Origin of the sequence: Fenollaria sporofastidiosus (assembly GCF_943169635.2) — a bacterium.
Classification (GTDB): domain Bacteria; phylum Bacillota; class Clostridia; order Tissierellales; family Peptoniphilaceae; genus Fenollaria; species Fenollaria sporofastidiosus.
The window spans coordinates 164,510-180,149 of sequence record NZ_OW968186.1 but is presented as its reverse complement, the minus strand read 5'-3'; the positions used below and the strand labels follow the sequence as shown (position 1 = coordinate 180,149).

The window sequence follows — 15,640 nt, the reverse complement described above, 5'->3', positions numbered from 1 at the left end:
GATTTTTTGGATACACTTAGAGAAGCAGGTGTGCTTTTACCAATTAGGATCTTAAAGAGCAAGCATAAACATGGCTCCTTTAAAGATGCGATGAAGGCAGTAGACTTTTTGCACAAGTCAAAACAAAAAATTTGGCATATAGAACCAATTATGTATATGGACGAGGACTTTAATCCATACAAGGTGCTATCACACTTTGCACTTGACCCAATATATGCAGACCTAGATGAGTTTATAAATATGGGCTTGCTTAGTACAGCAGAGATATTTAAGCTTGACGAAGAAGCAGAGAAAAAGTTTGAAATGCACGACAAAGAGCTAATCAAGTCAGAAAAACTTAAAGCACTTCGCCTTGTATATAAGAGAGCCTACCAAGACTTCACAAAAGAGACCATATACCAAGACTTTATAAAGGATAACGCATATTGGCTAAAGGACTTCGCGCTATTTATGAGCCTAGCCAAAGACAAGAAAGCCTTCGAAGATTTTGATGCTAATGAGATTAATATAAATATATATAAGGAGAGCATCACAGAAGAAGTAGAGGACGAAGTGAAGTTTCAAGAGTTTGTTCAGTTCCTTTTATATAGACAGTATCTAAACTTAAAGAACTATGCCAATGGTCTTGGCGTGAAAGTGCTTTGCGACGTGCCATTGTACGCAAGTGAATTTTCTTCAGACGTGTGGGCAAAGAAGGACTACTTCGAAGTTGATAACAAGCTAAGACCACTTAATTACGCAATTAATGCTAAGGATCAAGATGGAGATTTAAGTAAAATTGACAAGAGATTGGTGTATAGTTTTGACTTCATAGCCTTTGATAACTATGAGTATGTAAAAGAAAAGTATCTTTATTATGCAAGGCTCTTTGACTATATAAGACTAGTCGATATAGAAGACTACGAGACAACAATCAAAGTTGATGCTAAGACTCTAGATCAAGATACGATAAGCGCGCAAAAGAACCCTATCGAAGAAATATTTGCCGTGCTAAAAGAGAACTCTGTAGTGGATAAAGTCTTCACTGATTATATTACTTGCAACTCGAAAGTCATTAGAAAGATAGTGAAGGACAATAAAATTATGGAAGCAAGAACTATACAAGACGCCTTTGATATCAATCCAAACAACAAGAGCTTGCCACTGAACCTTGACAAGATGACCATATATTACAGTTCAGACTTCGATATGAAAGAGCTTGATAAGTATTTAAACTCGTCAAGCGATATGAAACTAAGAGTGCAAGACTACACAAACAAGAAAGACTTTACAACGCTTGACATAGTTGAGAGGATGTATAGCTCCAACGCATCTAAGGTAGTAGTAGCTATATGGGACTTAGTAAATGATATTACTAAGAAGACAGATGAAGTAGATATAGAAGAACTAGGAGAGAATTTAGAAACGATATTGAAACAATACATGGTGCAGTTCTCGCGTTAAGTAAAAAATAATAATAGCATATATACGTCTTTAAGGCCTTGATATGTGAACAGAGATGTTCAACGTCGAGGCCTATTTATAAGCTTATTAATCAAATAACTTGACTTTTATAATAAGAAAGCTTATAATAGTAATTGTAGATACTAATTTTATTTTAAGGAGGAAATTAAAATGAAAAACAAAAAGTTTTTAGCTTTATTACTTGTATTAGTAATGGCTATAAGCGTACTAGCAAGTTGTAAACCAGCTGAAAAACCAGCTGAAGAACCAGCTAAGACTGAAGAAGGCAAAGAAGCTGAAAAACCAGCTGAAACTGCAAGTTCAGACGAAATACCTACAGGTGGAGAACCAGATGCTGATCAATTTATCAACACATTTGATAACTCTCATCCAAACACACTAGACCCATCAAAGGGTAGTGATATGTACGGTAACACAATCCTTACTAACATCGTTGAACCACTTATCAGAGTTCAAGACGTTGAAGGAAAACAAGGCGAAACTGAATACTTCGCAGCAGGAGCTGAAAGCTGGGATCTTTCAGAAGACGGACTTACTTATACATTCCACATCAGAGAAGGAAACAAGTGGAATGACGGAGAGCCAGTTACTGCTAAAGATTACGAATATGGTATCTTAAGAAGTATCGACCCAAGAACAGCTTGTCCATATGCAAACCTTTGCTACTACATCAAGGGTGCAGAAGCAGCTAACAATCAAAAATTAGCTGACGGTCAAGAACCAGACTTCTCAAAAGTAGGCGTAAAAGCTTTAGATGATAAGACTCTAGAAGTAACTCTAGAAAGCCCAACAGCATTCTTCTTAGACATCGTAACTCAAAGAGTTTTCTTCCCACAAAGAAAAGACTGGGTTGAAAAATATGGAGACACATATGCAACAAGCCCAGAAACATCTCCACAATGTGGACCATTCATCCTTAAGAGCTGGGTAGTTAACTCAGAACAAAACTACGAAAAGAATGAAAATTACTGGGATAAAGACGAAGTAAAATTAAGTAAATATAAAGTATCTATAATCCAAGACACAAACACTGTTTATAACGCACTTAAGACAGGTGAAATCGACTACGCTAACGTAAGTGACCCTAAGTGGAAATCTCAATTCCTTGACAATCCAGATTACTACTCACTAGTTAGATCAAGACCAGACACAACTTATATGATGTTTAACTTAAGTTCAGACTCTCATATACCAAGTGCTAAGATGAGACAAGCTTTATCAATAGCTCTTGACAGACAAGAATTAATTGATGCATGCTACAACGGTGTTCCTACACCAGCTTATGACTTTGTACCACCAGCACTTACTTGCCAAGGTAAAGAATTCAACAAACTTGGTGAAGGTTGGGTTAAGACATTAATGGACGAAAATCCAGATCCTAAGGCTCTATTCATCGAAGGTATGAAAGAAGCAAATCTTGGTGATGATCCATCAAAAGTAACAGTAAGATTACTTGGTTCAGGTACTGACCAAGATGCTAGAACATCAGCAGAATTCGTTCAACAAAACTTCCAAGAAGTTTTAGGATGTAACGTTGAAGTTGATAACCAAGAATGGTCACAATTCATCAACATCGTTAAAACTGGTAAGGACTTTGACTTAGCATGGTTAGCATGGAACGCTGACTACAACGACCCATCTAACTTCCTAGAAACATGCTACTCAAAGACATTAGCTTATCCAGCAGTTGAATACAAGAACGATGAATTCGACTCTCTAATCGAACAAGCTAAAGTTGAACAAGATCCAGACAAACGTGCTGAAATACTTCACAACGCAGAAAAAGTTGTAGTTCATGATGATCCAGCTCTAATGCCAGTAGTTCACAGAATTTCTCAAACATTCAGAAGAGCTTACATTAGAAACGCAGCTTACAGTTTCTTCGACTCTATGGGTATGTCTAGAATATACACTAGCGGAAGAAAATAATTACTTGCAAAATTTAATTTAGGGGAAGGGGAATCTTCCCCTTTTCTTAAATTAGATAGAAGATATAGGAGGATATTATGATAAAGTATATCGTAAAGAGAGTCATTTACTTAATGCTTACTCTTTTTATCATAACTACGGCAACATTTTATCTAATGCATACTATCCCAGGAGACCCTTTAACTGCCAGAGTACAAAAGAACTTACCTGAACAAGTTAGAAAAAACTACGAGGAAAAGTATGGATTAAATAAGCCGGTAGGAGAGCAATATGCATTGTTCTTAAAAAATGCTGTCCATGGAGATTTTGGTGAATCAATTACATATCCAGGTGTAAAGATAGCGGACAGAATATTCCAAAATGCGCCAATATCAGGTTCTTTAGGTGGAAGCGCACTTGTTATAGGCTTCGTACTAGGTATGACCCTTGGTATTATAGCAGCTTTAAACAGAGGAAAGTGGCCAGATTACTTAGTAATGTTCCTAGCAATCATAGGTATAGTACTACCTTCATTCGTATTGGCTACACTACTACAATATGTTTTTGCTAACAAGTTAGCAATACTACCAGTTATGGGCTGGGGAACAGTAAAACATGCTGTTATGCCGGTAATCGCGTTAAGCTTTGGTACTATAGCAACATACGCAAGGTACATGAGATCATCTGTACTAGAAGTTGTAAACTCAGACTACATCCTTACAGCAAGAGCTAAAGGTGTAAGCGAGTTTAATATCGTAAGAAAGCACGTGTTTAAAAATGCATTCATTCCGTCACTAACAATACTTGGACCACAAATTGGTGGTATCTTCGCAGGTTCCTTCGTTATAGAAAAGATTTTCTCTATACCAGGTTTAGGATTCTTCTTAGTATCATCAATTAACGACAGAGACTATCCAATGATAATTTCATCAACTATATTCTTTGCGTTCTTATTTATAGTTGCTACATTAGTTGTAGACGTTCTATATGTATTCATCGACCCAAGAATTAAATTAACAGACGATTAATCAGGAGGTAAAAATGGAAGAAAAAGATTTAAAACTTACTCCTGAGATGTTCAAAAGGATACCAAAAAACGATGAAGAAGCTGAATTAATAGCTAGACCTTCAATATCTTTTTGGCAAGACGCATGGAGAAGATTAAAAGAAAATAAAGTTGCTATGTTAGCACTTATATTACTTGGACTACTTGTATTTTTGATTTTATTCGGACCATACTTTAATGGTTACAGTCCTACAAAGATATCATCAAAAACAAAAGACATATTACCAAATGCACAATACTGGTTCGGTACCGATGGTTCCGGCCGTGATATATTCACTAGAGTTTTCTATGCAGGAAGAACTTCTTTATTCATAGGACTTTCTGGTGCTTTGATTTCAACAGTAGTTGGTCTACTATATGGCGCTGTTTCAGGCTACCTTGGTGGAGCTGTGGATATTGTAATGATGAGAATTCTAGAAATTCTTGCATCACTACCTTATCTACTTGTAGTTATCATACTACAAATCAGACTTAACTCAAGAAGCCTCTCAACACTACTACTTGCACTAACTATAACAGGTTGGACAGGTACTGCTCGTATAGTTCGTGCCGAAGTACTAAGAATAAAGGCTCAAGAGTTCGTTCTTGCAGCTAAGACTTTGGGTGTTAGCAACTGGAAGATAATTACTAAGCACTTGATACCAAATGCTATGCCTATACTTATAGTAGGTATTACATTTGACGTGCCAGGTTTTATATTCTCAGAAGCCTTCCTATCATACTTAGGTATAGGTTTGAAACCACCTGCAACTTCATGGGGTATTATGTGCTCTGAAGCAACAACTACCTTCATGTATTTACCACATCAAATGTTCTTCCCATCGCTAATGATAGCTATAACTATGTTATGCTTCACACTACTTGGCGACGGACTTAGAGACGCACTTGATCCAAAACTAAGAAAGTAGGAGGCTAATGATGGAAAATAGAGAAAAACTATTAGATGTTAAAAATCTTAACGTTTCTTTCCATACTTACGCTGGAGAAGTAAAGGCTGTTAGAGGTTTAGACTTCCACCTTTATCCAGGTGAAACATTGGCTTTCGTAGGTGAAAGTGGATGCGGAAAGAGCGTTACAGCAAAATCACTAATGAGACTACTACCTAAGGGAAGTAGTGAAATAAAAAAAGAATCACAAATAATGTTTAACGGTAAGAATGTCCTAGCTATGAACTCTAGAGAGTTAACTGACCTTAGAGGTAACGACATATCTATGATATTCCAAGACCCAATGACTTCTTTGAACCCAACTATGCGTATAGGTGACCAAATCAAAGAGGCATTAAGAATACACAGACACTTAAATGGCACAGAAGCTGACAAGGTTGCTACTGACTTACTTGAACTTGTTCAAATACCAGAAGCAAAGAACAGACTTAAATCATATCCACACGAGTTATCAGGCGGTATGAGACAAAGAGTTATGATTGCGATTGCACTTTCTTGTAATCCAAAGTTATTGTTAGCTGACGAACCAACAACAGCTCTTGACGTAACTATTCAAGCACAAATACTTGACTTACTTCAAGACCTTAAGACTAGATTAAATACTGCTATCATACTTGTAACTCACGACCTTGGTGTTGTTGCCAACTTCGCTGAAAGAATACAAGTAATGTATGCTGGTGACATAATTGAAGAAGGTACAACTGATGAAATCTTCTACAATGCAAGACACCCATACACATGGGCACTACTTAACTCTATACCAAAGGTTCACGCTAAAAACGTTGAACTAAGAGCTCTAGGTGGAACACCACCAGACTTATTGTTACCACTACCAGGTTGCCCATTTGCAGCAAGATGCTCAAGAGCAATGGAAATCTGTAGAAAGGTACACCCTCCAAAGACTGAACTTTCTCCAACACACCACAACTGGTGCTGGCTAGAACACGAATTAGCTGGAGATATTGACTGGGATGCAATGAGAGGAGGAGCATATTAATGGCTAAATTTACTGAAAAACTTATAGAAGTTAAAAACTTAAGTAAACACTTCAATGTTGGTAAGGGTAAAACTCTTAAAGCTGTTGATAATGTTAGCTTTGATATCTACAAAGGCGAGACATTCGGCGTTGTAGGTGAATCTGGTTGCGGTAAGACAACTTGCGGTAGAACAGTTCTTGGTATGTACAGAGCTACTAAAGGCGAAGCTTTATTTAATGGTAAGGACATACACTCACTTAGAGGTAAGGAAGCTATTGACTTTAAGAAGAATGCTCAATACATCTTCCAAGACCCATATGCATCACTTGACCCAAGAATTACTGTTGGTGACATCATTGCTGAAGGTATGGATGTTCACTTCCACTATAGTAAAGAAGAAAGACAAGCAAAGATAAATGAGTTACTTGATAAGGTAGGTCTTAACAAGGAACATGCTCTTAGATATCCACACGAGTTATCAGGTGGACAAAGACAAAGAGTTGGTATAGCAAGATCACTTGCTGTAGAGCCATCATTCATTGTCTGCGACGAACCTATCTCAGCTCTTGACGTATCTATACAAGCGCAAATCGTTAACCTACTAAACAAGCTTCAAGACGAACTTGGCTTAACATACATGTTCATCTCTCACGACTTGTCCATGGTTAAGCACATTTCTGACAGAATCGCAGTAATGTACCTTGGTTCAATCGTTGAACTTGCAGAAAGTTCACAAATTTATGAAGCATCACTTCATCCATATACACAAGCTTTGATGAGTGCTATACCAGTACCAGATCCACATGCAGGATCTGCTAAGAACAGAATCAAGCTTGAAGGAGAAGTACCTTCACCAATCAACACTCCACCAGGATGTAAGTTTGTTAACAGATGTAGATATGCAATGGACATCTGCCACAAAATTGAACCTGAGCTTAAGGAGTTAACACCTGAGCACTTCTGCGCATGCCACCTATATGACAACGGCATGATAGACTTAAAAGATGCAAAGGTAACACAACACTTTGACAATAAATAATTTATAGATAAAGCCCTGAATCACTTCGGGGCTTTTCTTATGCTTCTTAGAAGTGATTAAATGCATCTTATTAAGAAGATACTTACATATCTAAGAACTCATAGTATAATTAAGACAAGAAAGGGGGATATAGTATGAAAGTTAATATTGAAGTATCAAGTGCATATAGAGAGCCTGAGATATTAATACGTACAGACAAAGTAACAGAAGAAATCAACAGATTAGTAGCTATGCTTGATAGTGTTAGTAGGCCCATCATAGTAAAGAAAGATGATGTAAAAATCATAATAAAGGCAGAGGAGATTTATCTATTAAGAGTGGAGGCTGAGGGGCTAGCGATATATCTTGAAAGTGATAGATACTTATCTAAGGACAGCTTGAAAAGCTTCGAAGAGAGACTTCCCAAGAATTTTATACGCATTTCAAAGCAGGTTATAATCAATGCAGACAAGTTAAAGCGTGTTGAGGCTGGTTTTAGTGGCAATTTAACAGTCTTTCTTGAAAACTCACTGAAAGATTATGTAACAAGAAACTATATAGCTCTTTTGAAAAATTATTTAGGAATATGAGGTGTTACCATGAAGTTTAAAAATTTATTTAAGTCTACGTTATATGCGATAGCGATATCGTTATTTTTTACAGTCTTTGGCCTTATAGGTAAAGAGCAAGTCTCAGGCGGAGTTCTTGATCTTGGATCATATGGCTTTACCAAGGCGATGATTGGAGCATTGTTAATAGGTCTTGGATATGGACTTCCTTCGTTTATATTTAACATTGATTCAATAAGCTTGCCACTTCAGTCAATTATTTACTTGATTACAGGTATTGGTATTATGATAGTAGTTTTTCTAAATTTTGGCTTTATACAAGACGGCTACGGAGTAGCTGATATACTTCAAATGCTTATAGTGCCAGTTGCAATTGCGGTTATATTATGGTATTTAAACTATTTGCATTATAAAAGGGTAGAAAAGCTAATGAATGAAAAATTAAAAGATAAAAAATAGTTTTGACACGAAAAAGGTAGCTGGCAATTGCTAGCTACCTTAATTTATCTCTACACTTATATTATTCAGCTGTACTTACTTTATCAAAGCTCCATACATTCATAAAGAACTCATATATCTTATCAAAGATGGTCTTCTTTGTTAGATTGTTCATAGCGATGGCATCTGTCTTAAAAACTTCTTCACTATCGATGTAAACTTTGTATTCGCCAACTTTATCATCTTTTTTTACATGACTATAATCTAGTTTATCGTTCATTATAAACTTAGTCTCGGTCTTCACATCGTTTTTGATAGAGACTGTATACTCATCCTTTGGCTCTATTTCAAGTACTTCTTCCTTGTAATCATCAAGGCCATACTTTGCAATCTTGCCCAGCTTCTTCGAAAGAAGTATCTTTTTTGAATAATTTTCTAGAGCGTACTCGTAAGCCGCAGCGGAATTTTCTTCACGCAGTGCCTTAGTCTTGGCACCAAGCATTACGAAGATAAACTCATTGTTCTTTGTCTTCACATCGTCACCACTAGTGTGGAAAGTCGCTACGAAGCAAAAGCCTGCATCGCGCGTTGTGCCAGTCTTCATACCAGTAACGCCTTCACGACCAAAAAGCGGGTTAGTATTGTCATCGTGGTAGCTCTTCTCAGGGTAGTCAATCGCCACTGTAATGGTGTAGTCAATATAGTTTGGGTGCTCCTTAACTATCCTCTTTGTTAGATCAAGTACGTCCTTTGCAGACATCGAGTTTTGATTAAAGTCAGGTAGGCGAGGAAGTCCATGTGCATTATAGAATGCTGCACCCTTGTAGCCAAGCTCCTTCGCCTTTTCGTTCATCATAGTCACGAAAGCCTCTTCACTTCCTGCTATGTGCCTTGCGATGGCAGCCGTGATATCGTTACACGAGTTCGTCATCATAATCTCAAGCATTCTATGAAGAGTGTATTTTTCGCCAGGTTTCACACCGAGTCTGTTACCAGTAGGGTAGCAGTCCTCATTTTTTATCTCAATCTCGTCATTTTCATGAATTTCGCCGCTCTTTAATTTATTTAGTGCTATATAGAAAGTCATTAGTTTTGATACCGAGGCTATGGGTACGACTTCGTTAATGTTTGATGAGCTCGATATTATGGAGTCATTCTCTGCGTTGTATAGTATATATGACCTTGTATTCTTTACTTCTAAGTCCTTTGCAAAGCTTAAATTTGTACATAGCATTAGTACTATTATTAAAATTATTAGGCTTCGTTTTAATTTATGCATCATGCGCCTCCTTCAAGTTCAATATCGACTCCTTGTCAGAATAGTGGACCTTCTCGCCCTTAATTAGCTGATAAGTCTCGTGACCCTTGCCAGCAACGACTATGATATCGCCTATCTCAGAAAGCTCGTAGCTTAGCTCAATCGCTTTAGCTCTATCCGGCTCAGTGTAGTGAGTGCCATTGATGAAGGAAGCAATCTCCTTACATATCTTCGTTGGGTCTTCGAAGTTTGGATTGTCAGATGTTACTATGCTTATATCAGAGAGTGCGTCGCTTACCTCGGCTAGCTCCTCACGTCTTTTTTCGCTTCTTCCGCCTACAGAGCCAAAGACAGTTATTATTTTATGCTTCTTATACTTTCTCACAGTCTCTAGTATTGATTTTAAGGAGATGTAGTTGTGCGCGTAGTCAATGATGTAGAGCCTACCCGCTACGTTGACCTCTTCAAAGCGGCCGCGTATGGATATATTCTTAACGGCACTTACGATTTCGCTAAAGCTATATCCAAGCTCTTTCAAGACAGCTATGGCAGCAAGGTAGTTATATATGTCGTAGTAGGAGATACTCTTCACCTCAAAAGACTTGCCGCATAGATCAAAGTCACTTTGTATTTTAAATATATCGTCAGAGACTACAATATTTTCAGCTTTGTAGTCACTTTTTTCCTCTATAGAGAAGCTGAGTCCGTCCTTTATTGCTTCTCTTAGCTTAGCATCGTCCTTATTATATATAAATTTTTTTGAAACGTCCTTTAGTAGCATCTTGCTCTTGAAATAATCATCAAAGTCTGGGTGCTCTATGCCGCCTATGTGGTCGTGCGAGATGTTTGTGAACAGACCTATATCAAAAGTGATGCCCAGTAGCCTCTTCATCTTTAGACCGATGGACGAGGCTTCCAAAACGCAGTGAGTCACCTTCGCCTTACGCATATTATTAAGTATCCTATATACCTCGTAACTCTCAGGTGTTGTGTTATTTACTTCCTCTTCTTTATCAGCGTAGAAGACACCGTTAGTGCCTATAATACCAGGCCTTGCGCCCATCTTCTTAAGAGAGGCGTATATGATGTTGGCTGTTGTGGTCTTACCCTTGGTGCCTGTTATCGCTATCATCTTTATGTCTTCATCAGGCTTATTAAAAAAGTTTCTCGACATTATGGCAAGAGCACTTCTTGTATCATCAAGTTTTATAAAGGTAGCATCTTGAAAGTCACGCGCCATGGTATCGTCTTCTACTACAAAGGCACGTGCGCCACACTCGTATGCGTTCTTAATGTATTTGTGACCATCACTAAGTGCACCCTTAAGTGCTACAAAGAGGGTACCCTTTTTTGCATTTTTACTATTGTATACAATATCATCTATGGACTCAGTGCCACTGTAGTCATAGACACCTCTTAATATATCTTTAAGTAACATAGTTTAACTCCTAACATATAATCTTTCTCTTATTATATAACGAAGGAGGCTATATTTCAAGAGCTCTTATAATAAAGGTCATTGCCTATATAAAGTGCTTGAAAAAATTCTTCCTTTATTATATAATGATTTGGGGTGATATTATGAACACGTTATCAGTAAAGATAAATGATTTTTTGTATTACATCGGAGTTAACGACAGACAAACTCAATTGTTTGAAAATCAATGGCCACTTGAAAGAGGTGTATCATATAACTCATATGTAATCAAATCAACAAAGACTGCTTTACTTGACACAGTAAAAATTACAAAAGTAGACGACTTTCTTGTTAAATTAAAAGAAGTGCTTGAAGGTAGAGATCTTGACTACTTAGTTATTCATCACATGGAGCCAGACCACTCTGGTGCCATCGAGACTATAATCGATCTTTATCCAAACGTTAAGCTTGTTGGTAACAAGAAAACTTTTGAACTTCTTGAAAACTTCTACCATGTCAAAGACAATCTAGTGCTTGTTGATGATTTTGATACTCTTGACTTGGGCGAAGTATCACTTAAATTTGTTAAGACACCGATGGTGCACTGGCCAGAATCCATGGTTAGCTATGAAGAAAAGTCGGGCATATTATTCTCACAAGACGCATTCGGCGGCTTCGGTGCACTTGATGGAACTATCTTCGACGACGAAATGAACTGGGATCTATATAGATCAGAGACAAGACGTTACTACTCCAACATAGTTGGTAAGTTCTCAAAGCAAGTGCAAGCAGCACTTAAGAAGCTAGAAGGACTTAAGATCAACATGGTTTGTCCTGTTCATGGTCCAGTTTGGAGAGAGAACCCAGAAAAGATTGTCGATTGCTACGACAAGTGGTCTAGACAAGAGACTACAGACGGAGCTGTCATTGTTTATGGAACAATGTACGGCAACACTGAGATGATGGCTGAGGCTCTAGCAAGAAGACTTGCTGAAAGAGGCGTTAAGAACATTAAGATGTTTGACGTATCAAAGACACATAAGTCCTACATCCTAAACGAAATTTGGGAGTACAAGGCACTTATTCTTGGCTCATGCACATACAACAACGACCTATTCCCACTAATGAACGATTTAGTCAACGTACTTAAGATGAACAAGCTTCAAAACAGAGTACTTGCTGTCTTCGGTTCATATAGCTGGTCAGGCGGTGCATTAAAGTCACTTAAAGAGTTTAGAGACGCATCAGCTATGGACATAGTTGAGACTACAGTTGAAACAAAGAGCTGCCCAACAGCTGAAGATTACAATGTATTGCGTCAAATAGCAGACGAAGTAGCAGACAAATTAGAAGGTAAATAAATACATTTGGGTATAAATAAAGAGAGGTGATATTATGGAAATAACAAAAGACATGTTAATAGGTGAACTATTAAGAGTAAAACCAGAGGCTGCATACATCCTTATGGAACATGGTATGGGCTGCGTAGGTTGCCCATCAAGCCAAATGGAATCAATCGAAGAAGCTTGCCAAGTACACGGTTTAGACCTAACACGCTTGATGGAAGCTTTAAATAACTAAGAAATTAAGAGCCCTTTTTTGAGGGCTTTACATAAGGAAAACTATGGAAGTATATACAAAAGATTATAAATTTAAAGAAAAAAGCATAAAGAAAGCAGTTGAGTCGATGGTGGACGCGGCATTTAAGCAGCTCTACTCACACAGTATCAAAGACGATAAAGTCGCTTGGATGATATACAAGTGGTGCATAGATATCGCTGATGAGTTTTATACTATGGACTTTGATACTATCACAGTTCATACAACGCCATCAGGTGTCAACCGCTTCTTCTCATATAGACAGTTTCTAATTGAGGCCGCTGGCAAAAACATAATCAAGGCGACATGCGAGATAGTTTATGTTGACAAGGAAAGTATGAGACCAGTCAGAGCATCTGGCTTAGATGATGACTTTCAAAAGCTCTTCACAGATCAAGACCTTGAGACTAAGGAGTATCTTGGATATGAGCATGAAAGGGACTTTGTGATTAAAAGTGAGCATATAGACTCGTACCACCATGTCAACAACGCAGTATATATAGATGAGATTATTAAGCTTATAGATAGAGATATAAAGAACATAAGACTAAAGTATGTAAAGCAGTGTCTCTTCGGAGAGGATGTTAAGCTAGCTTACGAAGAAAAGGATGACGAGTTAGCTTGTAGATTCTACTCAGAAGACGAGACTAAAGTATATGCTAGTCTGATATATAGGAGGTAAATTATGAAAACAATTATGGCAGAAATCAATGTTTCTGAAGGCAGAAACATGGACACTATCGAAGCAATTAAAGAGGCCGTTTTAAAGGACAATAAGGTTACTATGGTTGACCTTAACTACGATGGCGACCACAACAGAAGTGTATTCACTTTCAAAGGCAGTGTTGATGACACACTAGAAGCAGCAAAGAGATTAGTTGACGTTGCATTTGACAGAGTTGATATGACTACTCAACACGGATCACACCCTCGTCAAGGCGCTGTAGACGTTGCAGCTTGGGTACCTGTTAAGGACATGACAACTGATGAGATGAACGAAGTTGTTCACAAGTTTGGTAAGTATGTTGGCTCAAAGGGCGTACCAGTATTCTACTACGAAGACTCAGCTACTAGAGAAGACAGAAAGTCACTAGTTAAGCTAAGAAAGGGCGAGTATGAAAGCCTTGAAGAAAGACTTAAAGACGCTGAAAACTGGACACCAGACGAAGGCGAAAGAAAGTTCAACCCTAAGAGCGGTGCAACAGTTACTGGAACAAGATTCCCACTAATCGCATTCAACGTATATCTAAACACTGAAGATATGGATATCGCTAAAGCTGTTATGAGATCTGTTAGAGCAAAGACTGGCGGATACACAGCAGTAAGAGCTATAGCACTACCTATCGAAGATCAAAAGTGCACACAAGTATCTATGAACTTAGTTAACTATGAAATGACACCTATACACAGAGTATTCGAAACTATCAAGAGCGAAGCAGAAAGCTACGGTGTTACAGTTAAGTCATCAGAACTAGTAGGACCAGTTCCAGCATATGCACTAGAAGAACTACTAAGATTCTACATTAGATTAGGAAACGGCTTCTCAGCTGAGCAAATCTACAATTAATATATAAGAATATTATAAAAAGGAGGCATTCATTATGGAAAACGACAGAAGAGAGTTAGAGCTCGAACAAGACAAAAATGAAATATTAGAATTATACAAAGGCAAAAAGCCCAAGGCTCTGATTCAAAAGCTATCGAATATGAATGCCGCCGATGTAGCTGAAATTTTGGACGAGTTGGAGGTAACTGATGCAACAGTTATCTTCAGACTCCTTCCTAAAGACAAAGCAGTAGATGTATTTACATACTTCGACTCGGAGCAGCAACAAGACATCATAGCGACAAGTACAGATGCAGATGTTGAGTACATCTTAAAGGAAATCTTCTTCGACGATAAAATCGACATGCTTGAAGAGATGCCAGCAAACATTGTTGACAGAATACTTGAGAAGTCAACACCTAGTGAGAGAAAATTAATTAATCAGTTCCTAAACTACCCTGAGGACTCTGCTGGTAGCATAATGACCATAGAGTACTGCTCGGTTAAGAAGACACTGACAGTTAAAGAGGCTATGGCTAGACTTAAAAAAGTTGGTCTACAAAGAGAAACTATATATACTATATATGTAGTTGATGACAATAGAAAGCTAGAAGGCATTGTTTCATTAAGAGAATTGGTTATAGCTGACGACGACAAGGTTATTGGTGACATCATGAAGACAGATGTTGTTTATGTCAATGTTTACGAAGACCAAGAAGTCGTTGCAGGAGTAATACAAAAGTATGACTTCGTTGCCGTACCAGTTGTTGACAACGAAGAAAGAATGGTCGGCATCATCACTGTTGACGACGTTATCGATATTATCGAACAAGAAGCAACAGAAGACTTCCAAAAGATGGCTGCCTTAAGTCCATCTGAAGATGAGTACCTAGACACATCAGCCTTTACACTTGCTAAGCACAGGATAGCGTGGCTACTGTTCTTAATGATATCTGCAACACTTACAGGCTCAATCTTGCAACGCTTCGAAGATTATATAGCAGCAATACCTGCACTACTTATCTTCATACCAATGCTGATGGATACAGGCGGTAACGCAGGTAGCCAAAGTGCGACACTTGTTATACGTGGTCTTGCAGTTGGTGAGATAGAACCAAAAGATGCGATTAAAGTACTTTGGAAAGAGTTCCAAGTATCCATCTTAGTTGGTATCGTTCTTGCAGCAGTAAACTTTGTACGTATAAAAATTTTGCATCCAAACCAAGACCCAAGGATCGGTATAACTGTTTCCATATCAGTTATGTTTACAGTTATGCTTGCTAAACTAGTTGGTGGACTACTACCAATCGGGGCAAAGAAGATCAAACTTGACCCAGCCATCATGGCGTCCCCACTAATCACGACTATAGTTGACGCAACATCATTAATTGTTTACTTTGCAGTTGCAAAGGTGATGTTAGGTATATAGATAG

General features: G+C 37.9%; 15 protein-coding genes. 13 read left to right on the top strand and 2 right to left on the bottom strand.

Features of this window, described 5'->3' with window-relative positions; all coding sequences use genetic code 11:
- Window positions 1–6 precede the first annotated feature (6 nt).
- The 8 genes from KO172_RS00940 to KO172_RS00905 all read left to right on the top strand — a co-directional run bounded on the left by KO172_RS00940 (window position 7) and on the right by KO172_RS00905 (window position 8,408).
- The gene (locus KO172_RS00940) at window positions 7–1,443 is read left to right on the top strand and encodes a 4-alpha-glucanotransferase (RefSeq protein WP_215491721.1); all 1,437 of its coding nucleotides are present in this window, start codon (window positions 7–9) and stop codon (window positions 1,441–1,443) included.
- Window positions 1,444–1,614: 171 nt separating this feature from the next.
- Complete coding sequence (locus KO172_RS00935) at window positions 1,615–3,393, top strand: peptide ABC transporter substrate-binding protein (RefSeq protein WP_215491720.1); 1,779 nt, start codon at window positions 1,615–1,617, stop codon at window positions 3,391–3,393.
- Window positions 3,394–3,470: 77 nt separating this feature from the next.
- Window positions 3,471–4,400 carry an ABC transporter permease gene (locus KO172_RS00930; RefSeq protein ID WP_215491719.1) on the top strand — a complete coding sequence of 310 codons (930 nt, stop codon included), beginning with the start codon at window positions 3,471–3,473 and terminating at the stop codon, window positions 4,398–4,400.
- Window positions 4,401–4,413: 13 nt separating this feature from the next.
- Window positions 4,414–5,346, top strand: coding sequence for an ABC transporter permease (locus KO172_RS00925; RefSeq protein ID WP_215491718.1), 933 nt, complete (start codon window positions 4,414–4,416; stop codon window positions 5,344–5,346).
- Between the two features lie 10 nt (window positions 5,347–5,356).
- Window positions 5,357–6,382, top strand: coding sequence for an ABC transporter ATP-binding protein (locus tag KO172_RS00920; protein ID WP_215493357.1), 1,026 nt, complete (start codon window positions 5,357–5,359; stop codon window positions 6,380–6,382).
- On the top strand, window positions 6,382–7,401 hold the full coding sequence (locus KO172_RS00915; RefSeq protein WP_215491717.1) for an ABC transporter ATP-binding protein: 1,020 nt from the start codon (window positions 6,382–6,384) through the stop codon (window positions 7,399–7,401). Before KO172_RS00920 ends, KO172_RS00915 begins: the two co-directional genes overlap by 1 nt.
- Window positions 7,402–7,535: 134 nt before the next feature.
- Window positions 7,536–7,970 (top strand): LytTR family DNA-binding domain-containing protein, encoded by a 435-nt coding sequence (locus KO172_RS00910; RefSeq protein WP_215491716.1) that lies wholly within the window; start codon window positions 7,536–7,538, stop codon window positions 7,968–7,970.
- A 9-nt stretch (window positions 7,971–7,979) separates the two neighbouring features.
- Window positions 7,980–8,408, top strand: a complete 429-nt coding sequence (locus KO172_RS00905; protein ID WP_215491715.1) for a DUF3021 domain-containing protein — start codon at window positions 7,980–7,982, stop codon at window positions 8,406–8,408.
- A gap of 61 nt (window positions 8,409–8,469) precedes the next feature.
- Here the strand turns inward: KO172_RS00905 and KO172_RS00900 are convergent, their stop codons facing one another.
- A complete protein-coding gene (locus KO172_RS00900; protein ID WP_215491714.1) occupies window positions 8,470–9,669 on the bottom strand; it encodes a D-alanyl-D-alanine carboxypeptidase family protein in 1,200 nt (399 codons plus the stop codon).
- Complete coding sequence (locus KO172_RS00895; protein ID WP_215491713.1) at window positions 9,659–11,083, bottom strand: UDP-N-acetylmuramoyl-L-alanyl-D-glutamate--2,6-diaminopimelate ligase; 1,425 nt, start codon at window positions 11,081–11,083, stop codon at window positions 9,659–9,661. The genes KO172_RS00900 and KO172_RS00895 overlap by 11 nt, the downstream gene beginning before the upstream one ends.
- Window positions 11,084–11,226: 143 nt before the next feature.
- On the opposite strand from KO172_RS00895, the gene KO172_RS00890 reads away from it, so the two are divergent.
- From KO172_RS00890 to mgtE, 5 genes are read left to right on the top strand one after another with little or no spacing between them, the layout of a single operon-like run.
- Complete coding sequence (locus KO172_RS00890; protein ID WP_215491712.1) at window positions 11,227–12,423, top strand: FprA family A-type flavoprotein; 1,197 nt, start codon at window positions 11,227–11,229, stop codon at window positions 12,421–12,423.
- Between the two features lie 34 nt (window positions 12,424–12,457).
- A complete protein-coding gene (locus KO172_RS00885) occupies window positions 12,458–12,643 on the top strand; it encodes a DUF1858 domain-containing protein (RefSeq protein WP_215491711.1) in 186 nt (61 codons plus the stop codon).
- A 43-nt stretch (window positions 12,644–12,686) separates the two neighbouring features.
- On the top strand, window positions 12,687–13,343 hold the full coding sequence (locus KO172_RS00880) for an acyl-ACP thioesterase domain-containing protein (RefSeq protein ID WP_215491710.1): 657 nt from the start codon (window positions 12,687–12,689) through the stop codon (window positions 13,341–13,343).
- A 3-nt stretch (window positions 13,344–13,346) separates the two neighbouring features.
- The gene (ftcD, locus tag KO172_RS00875) at window positions 13,347–14,228 is read left to right on the top strand and encodes a glutamate formimidoyltransferase (RefSeq protein WP_215491709.1); all 882 of its coding nucleotides are present in this window, start codon (window positions 13,347–13,349) and stop codon (window positions 14,226–14,228) included.
- Window positions 14,229–14,262: 34 nt separating this feature from the next.
- Entirely contained in the window at window positions 14,263–15,636 is a 1,374-nt protein-coding gene (gene mgtE, locus KO172_RS00870) for a magnesium transporter (protein ID WP_251320101.1), read from the top strand.
- Window positions 15,637–15,640 lie beyond the last annotated feature (4 nt).

Coding starts and splice junctions, on each gene's coding strand:
- KO172_RS00935 (WP_215491720.1), top strand. CDS start 1,615: ATGAAAAACAAAAAGTTTTTAGCTTTATTACTTGTATTAGTAATGGCT.
- KO172_RS00930 (WP_215491719.1), top strand. CDS start 3,471: ATGATAAAGTATATCGTAAAGAGAGTCATTTACTTAATGCTTACTCTT.
- KO172_RS00925 (WP_215491718.1), top strand. CDS start 4,414: ATGGAAGAAAAAGATTTAAAACTTACTCCTGAGATGTTCAAAAGGATA.
- KO172_RS00920 (WP_215493357.1), top strand. CDS start 5,357: ATGGAAAATAGAGAAAAACTATTAGATGTTAAAAATCTTAACGTTTCT.
- KO172_RS00915 (WP_215491717.1), top strand. CDS start 6,382: ATGGCTAAATTTACTGAAAAACTTATAGAAGTTAAAAACTTAAGTAAA.
- KO172_RS00910 (WP_215491716.1), top strand. CDS start 7,536: ATGAAAGTTAATATTGAAGTATCAAGTGCATATAGAGAGCCTGAGATA.
- KO172_RS00905 (WP_215491715.1), top strand. CDS start 7,980: ATGAAGTTTAAAAATTTATTTAAGTCTACGTTATATGCGATAGCGATA.
- KO172_RS00900 (WP_215491714.1), bottom strand. CDS start 9,669: ATGATGCATAAATTAAAACGAAGCCTAATAATTTTAATAATAGTACTA.
- KO172_RS00895 (WP_215491713.1), bottom strand. CDS start 11,083: ATGTTACTTAAAGATATATTAAGAGGTGTCTATGACTACAGTGGCACT.
- KO172_RS00890 (WP_215491712.1), top strand. CDS start 11,227: ATGAACACGTTATCAGTAAAGATAAATGATTTTTTGTATTACATCGGA.
- KO172_RS00885 (WP_215491711.1), top strand. CDS start 12,458: ATGGAAATAACAAAAGACATGTTAATAGGTGAACTATTAAGAGTAAAA.
- KO172_RS00880 (WP_215491710.1), top strand. CDS start 12,687: ATGGAAGTATATACAAAAGATTATAAATTTAAAGAAAAAAGCATAAAG.
- ftcD (WP_215491709.1), top strand. CDS start 13,347: ATGAAAACAATTATGGCAGAAATCAATGTTTCTGAAGGCAGAAACATG.
- mgtE (WP_251320101.1), top strand. CDS start 14,263: ATGGAAAACGACAGAAGAGAGTTAGAGCTCGAACAAGACAAAAATGAA.